8 protein-coding genes and 1 pseudogene are annotated in these 4800 nt (G+C 41.4%); 6 read left to right on the top strand and 3 right to left on the bottom strand.

Annotated features, from left to right (window positions below):
* Together ACFE90_RS36360 and ACFE90_RS36355 are read right to left on the bottom strand one after the other, a co-directional pair.
* Positions 1 to 279: YraN family protein (locus tag ACFE90_RS36360; RefSeq protein ID WP_375507099.1), on the bottom strand; the 279-nt coding region annotated here is incomplete at its 3' end.
* An 86-nt stretch (positions 280 to 365) separates the two neighbouring features.
* A complete protein-coding gene (locus ACFE90_RS36355) occupies positions 366 to 881 on the bottom strand; it encodes a hypothetical protein (RefSeq protein WP_375507098.1) in 516 nt (171 codons plus the stop codon).
* A gap of 87 nt (positions 882 to 968) precedes the next feature.
* Between ACFE90_RS36355 and ACFE90_RS36350 the strand changes: the two genes are divergently transcribed.
* Entirely contained in the window at positions 969 to 1478 is a 510-nt protein-coding gene (locus ACFE90_RS36350) for a pentapeptide repeat-containing protein (protein ID WP_375507097.1), read from the top strand.
* Positions 1479 to 1600: 122 nt separating this feature from the next.
* Here ACFE90_RS36350 and ACFE90_RS36345 read toward each other — a convergent pair whose 3' ends face one another.
* Complete coding sequence (locus ACFE90_RS36345) at positions 1601 to 2002, bottom strand: hypothetical protein (RefSeq protein WP_375507096.1); 402 nt, start codon at positions 2000 to 2002, stop codon at positions 1601 to 1603.
* 164 nt (positions 2003 to 2166) lie between these two features.
* Here ACFE90_RS36345 and ACFE90_RS36340 point away from each other — a divergent pair.
* The 5 genes and pseudogenes from ACFE90_RS36340 to ACFE90_RS36320 all read left to right on the top strand — a co-directional run.
* Positions 2167 to 2322 (top strand): annotated as a pseudogene (locus ACFE90_RS36340) (Uma2 family endonuclease); the annotation flags it as partial.
* A gap of 213 nt (positions 2323 to 2535) precedes the next feature.
* The gene (locus tag ACFE90_RS36335; RefSeq protein ID WP_375507095.1) at positions 2536 to 2667 is read left to right on the top strand and encodes a hypothetical protein; all 132 of its coding nucleotides are present in this window, start codon (positions 2536 to 2538) and stop codon (positions 2665 to 2667) included.
* Between the two features lie 71 nt (positions 2668 to 2738).
* A complete protein-coding gene (locus ACFE90_RS36330) occupies positions 2739 to 3227 on the top strand; it encodes a hypothetical protein (protein WP_375507094.1) in 489 nt (162 codons plus the stop codon).
* Positions 3228 to 3286: 59 nt separating this feature from the next.
* Positions 3287 to 3748 (top strand): hypothetical protein, encoded by a 462-nt coding sequence (locus ACFE90_RS36325; RefSeq protein WP_375507093.1) that lies wholly within the window; start codon positions 3287 to 3289, stop codon positions 3746 to 3748.
* Positions 3749 to 3779: 31 nt separating this feature from the next.
* Positions 3780 to 4796 carry a dynamin family protein gene (locus ACFE90_RS36320; protein WP_375507092.1) on the top strand — a complete coding sequence of 339 codons (1017 nt, stop codon included), beginning with the start codon at positions 3780 to 3782 and terminating at the stop codon, positions 4794 to 4796.
* Positions 4797 to 4800 lie beyond the last annotated feature (4 nt).

Here is a 4800-nt window from a genome sequence, read left to right as displayed (position 1 = left end):
GATTTTTGCTTGCTTTTGTGGGGTGATTGCGCTTCTTCCCCCTGCATCCCAATTACCAGAACTGCGAGTTTTGACTTCCGCAAATGCCAATAATGAGTGGGGAGTGGGGTATTCTCCCCTGCTCCCCTGCTCTTTCCCAGTTACTCCATCATATTCAGCAATAAGATCAATTTCTCCCCAACGACTAGAAAAGCGACGATAGAGAATTATCCAACCTGTAGATTGCAACCATTGGGCTACTAGGTCTTCTCCTAAATGACCAATATTTGGACAATGCATATAAACTTTAGTATTCTCAGTTATTTAATTCAACAGGAAAATAACAGTTTCTAGCAGTTACCCGAAATCATCCTCCCATGATGTGCTTATTCTTCACTTGCTGGCGTGGCATTCCCAACAGTCAAAATAAAGTAAACATAATTGGGGTAAATATCCATAATTTGGTGATGCTCGACATATATGCCACCACCGCATTCCAGAAAGGTGATGAAAGGCTCATAAGGATCAGGAAGACCATTCGCCGGGACTGCATCAAATTCCCGTAGACGACACCAAAATAAGTAATTACATACTCCTTGCACAACATAGACACTGCCACGCGAGATTGATATCCGGTTGCTGTTGTATAACTCGTCCAGCCATTGCATTAGGGGAGACGGGAGTTCAATGTCAGGGCGAATCTGGAGAGCAAGATTTTGAAAAATATGCTTCTGTTCGCTCTGCAAAAACTTTGCCCATTGTCTGACCCGCGACAGAAATTTTAACATCAGTTCTGTAAGTTTTTCGTCTTTCTTCCCCATTCCTAACGTATCCCATTGGATAGCCTGAAGTCGTGCGAAGGCAACGTTCAAATCGTCGTATGAGCTTGAATTAGTATTCATAAAAATATTTTTAAAGGATTTTTGCGCTAACATCTCTGACTCAAGGATAATGAGATGGAGGAGGGTTCGCCATTGGCTAAAAATTGCATGAATTCTAAGTTAAGCGCCCGAATTTGGGCAAGCATACTCAGCTTATTCCTTTGGGGAATAGTTGGCATCACGGCAACCGTCGGTTTTGCTCCCACAGCTTTGGCACTTGAATATAATAAAGAAATTTTGGTTGACGCTGATTTCTCAGGACGTGATTTAACAGATTCCAGCTTTACCAAAGCTAATCTCCGCCAGAGCAACTTCAGCCACGCTAATTTGCAGGGTGTCAGTTTCTTTGCAGCAAATTTGGAGTCTGTGAATTTGGAGGGAGCTGACTTGAGAAATGCTACTTTAGACTCAGCTCGTTTAGTTAGAGCAAATTTGACAAATGCACTGTTGGAGGGTGCTTTTGCTGCTAACGCCAGATTTGATGGCGCAATCATTGACGGGGCAGATTTTACCGATACGCTGCTGCGTTCCGATGAGCAAAAAAAATTGTGCAAACTTGCCAAGGGAACTAATCCCATTACAGGACGAGATACGCGTGACACGTTATTTTGTCCTTAGTATTTCCTAGCTGGGCATTGGGAAGTGGGAATTGGTCATTGGGCATTGGTTAAACCACTCTTGCTTCCCCTGCTCACCCTGCTCCTCATCCCCCCATTCCCTACTCATAAAATATTGAACACCTACCAACCACTGACACCAATCTTTTGACAAACAATTTTCATTCCTTTGCCTGGTGAAGAACTTGCTACAAAAGGAATTTCTCCTTTTTCCTTATCCTCTTCAAGTAGCTGTCCTTCTGGCCCGTAAATCGCAATGCGATTGCGAAAAAGCCGCGATTCTTTGCACGATGCATCAAAGGTAGTCTCGAAGACGCCATCTCCGTAGATCCCGTAAAGTTTGTATGTAGTGCCCTTAATAGTTTCCGTGTCCAGAGCTACGCTGTTTCCCAATTTATCATGCCCTACAGTGATATATCTTTCTGCATCTTGAGCGATGGCTGCGCCAACACCTTCGGTGAACGCACTGCCACTGCTCAATAAAATAGCGATCGCTCCCACTATGCCGCTTATCTTAAAACACATACGCTTTAAAAATATCAAGATTTCATATATTTTTATCCGCAATCAAAGTGGTTCTAGCAGGGTAGAAGTACTGAAATCAAGACGGAGCAAGGTGTTATACTACTTAGTAACACCTTATGGGAAGCGTAAAGCACTAAATAAATAGTTGCAATACTTGTCAAAGTATGAGTAAAACACTTGCTGATGTTGCCATACCGCCCCAGTTTCCCGATCACACTCAACTACCAGAGTCTGATGGTACGTTTGTGAAAAATTTTCAAGAGCATCCCCAAACGATCATTCTCACAGACTCAATTGTTCAGGTTTTGCAACGCATACACTAATTGGTCAAGAAGAAGCCGAGTTGCCAAGGCAAAGGGCCGAGAAAGCAGAAGAAAAGGCTGCACAATTAGCACAACGGCTCAGGGCAATGGGTATCGATTCAGAAGTAGAGTAATATTTACCAACGTTATGGCAAGCCGAAAAACTTAGTAATCACAGGCAAAAGCTTACCACAGACTTCAACCAGCTTTTCAGTAGTAGGTAAATCAGCGATGTCTACGACGGGCTACGCCAACGCACCTTTCAAGAACTTGAGGGCTGTTTTTGCTATCTTCTGCATTGCTCCATCTTCTGGCTTTTTACCTGCCTGGGCGATCGCATCTGTGTTCAAATGGGAACCATAAGAAAATAGGCTAATACCATACTTTGGTATGAAGCAAAAAAACGTAATACATCACACTAAATTGGTTTACCCATGTCTGACGAACAAGAGCGTAATTCCGCTTTTAACGTTGCTGCCAAAATTAACGTTCAACATGCCCAATTACAGGATTTATCCTTAAGTGCAACCCGTAGATTATATAAAGGTGGGATTCGACCTGGTGATCCGATAAGAACTAGAGTGCAAGCCCAAGAAATGTTAGATAAAATCCCTCCATCTCAAAGAGCAGGGATTGATGGCAAATCTACTGATGTTAATACCCAAAAATACCTATCAGATAAGCACGCTAGTCATATCAAACCGCATAGCAAAGGCGGCTCAAATGATCCCAAAAATATCAAGTGGGAAAACGCCAAAGATAATTTAGCCCGTGGCGATAAACCCATTACTTCGCAGGAGCAAATAAGACTAGATGCTAAATGGCATTTTGATAATCTAACAGGTGCAGTTAAAGCAGGTGTTAAAGCCGCGCCTCTGGGAGCTGCGATTGGTGTAGCGACGACAGCACCATTTCGTTACTAACCAACGGGCTGCGCGTAGTTCGGGGTGAAATTTCTGCACAAGAAGCCGCTATAAAAACATTGAAAGATATCGTAAAAAGCGGCACAGTTGGGGGTGTGACAGCGTTTGTAACCACAACAGTAGCAGCAGCTTGTCCACCAATTGCGATCGCTTTAACCGCAGCAGCACCAGTTTTAGCTGTTGTTGGAACTGCGGGTATGGTTTACGAGTTTTTCAAAATCCTCGATGACCATAAACAAACTGTGAAAATCTATTATGAATCTTTAACTCAGCAAGAATTAGAAAGATTACAAGCAATTGAAAATGAACTGATTTATGAACACCATAAAAATCTAGAGTTTTTAGCCCAAGCAGAAGCAATTAATCAAGAAATTACAAATCGTCCAATTGCACCAGGAATAGAAGGGGCTATGGAACGGTTACGTGAATCAGTCGCTATTGCTAAATCTCTAGGATTAACATCAGCAGATAGTAATTTGCTTGCTAGTTCTCAACTGCCTCATCTGAGCACAGAACAATAGGAATTAAATTTTATAGGATTACATAGTTTGTATGCTTCCTTTTATTTTCGGCGCTCTTGGATTAGCTGTTGGAGCAGTTGTTGGTGCTTTTACTACTCATGCTGTTGGGGAAAGTGATAGACAAGCTGCCAAACATCATAGGACTGTTGCAAATGAACTAGCTGATAAATATGCAAACTTGGAGCAAAAATACCATGAACTAGCTGATGAAAGCAAAAAGCAGATTCTTGGTTTAACTCGCCAGCACGCTTTAGATGAAGTTGAAAAAGATTGTTTGCGTTTAACCGTTAGATTACAGCATAGTCTTATTTCTCTGATGTGGGATATTGATAGAGATCCAACAGAAGCGGCTTTGAAGGGATTTGTCAACGCAGTAGAACTTACAAATAATGTTCTCTGCAAAATAAATGAAGAGTTAATTTATGTACCCAGTGACTATTATGCACGTAATCTTATTGCTACTGTTCAACGCGAAATCATTTGTGAGTCAGTAAATATTTCAAATTACTCAAATATAGACAAGAAGGAAGTTTCAATGAAATTAGATCCTAAAAATATGTCTGAACAAGAATTTAAAGAAACCTATAACAGAATTCGTGATACTGGCGATCAACTTTTAAAGTACTTGAAAGAACTTCGGTCTGGAAGCTTCAAAGAAGGAGATAGTACCCAAGGATTACAGAGCGTTGAAGATAGTATTACCAAAGCTTTAAATGCCTTAGCAGAACAAAAATATCAGGTTGCTGTAATCGCAGCAATGAAAGCAGGTAAGAGTACCTTCTTGAATGCCATAATTGGTGCAGATGTGTTAGCAAGTGAAGCAGAAGCTTGTACAGTTTGTCGCACAGATATCCGTCCAATTGATGTTGGACAAACACCCAGACTTTTAGAATATCAAGCAGGTAAACGAGAACCTATAGTTTTAATAGAAGGTGAAGCAAGCGAAACTCGGCAAAGATTTTTAGAGCGTACCCATGAGATTAGAGCTAAATCTAATCAATATACAGCAGATTGCAGGTTTATGAAGTACAGTAGCAACAGTCTGTAAACCA

Source organism: uncultured Nostoc sp., from assembly GCF_964245445.1.
In the GTDB taxonomy this organism is placed as follows: Bacteria; Cyanobacteriota; Cyanobacteriia; order Cyanobacteriales; family Nostocaceae; genus Nostoc.
This window is presented reverse-complemented; position numbering and strand designations above follow the sequence as displayed.